Raw genomic sequence first — 492 nt, forward strand, 5'->3', positions numbered from 1 at the left:
CCATTCAAATCCATCTCGCGATACTGCCGCCTGCTTACTTTTAAATTTAACTCAAATTTGGACTTTTTAGGCTCAAATTTCAATTAAATTTAACTTCAAATTTGACTGCAAAACAAGGCGAAGTATTTTGTAGAAACATTTTGCTTCGCAAAAACGTTACGCTTGTTTTGAGATGAATTTGAATGTTGTGCGGAAATTTCCGTCCCAAGGCTAGACATATAGTCTGCCGCAGGGCGAAAATTTCAAACTCATTCAAAGGCGCTCAAAAGACAAGCCGTTATTTGCCGTTAGGGTTGTAAGCGTACGTGCTTGAAATAGCTCGCAACCTCACCACCGCCTTTTTGATATGCTCTATCGCGTAGTCGATCTCTTCTTCAGTGTTAAATCTCGACAGCGATAGCCTTAGCGCCGTGTGTGCCAGATCGCTGCTAGCTCCGATGGCTTCCATTATCGGGTTGCTCTCTAGCGTCTCAGATGCGCACGCCGAGCCCA

The 492-nt window shown here is 44.1% G+C and carries 1 pseudogene; it reads right to left on the bottom strand.

The features are described from left to right. Window positions 1-277: 277 nt before the first annotated feature. Window positions 278-492: pseudogene (locus CYP84_RS01440) on the bottom strand (cysteine desulfurase NifS); the annotation flags it as partial.

This window comes from Campylobacter concisus, assembly GCF_002912425.1.
Classification (GTDB): Bacteria; Campylobacterota; Campylobacteria; order Campylobacterales; family Campylobacteraceae; genus Campylobacter_A; species Campylobacter_A concisus_AH.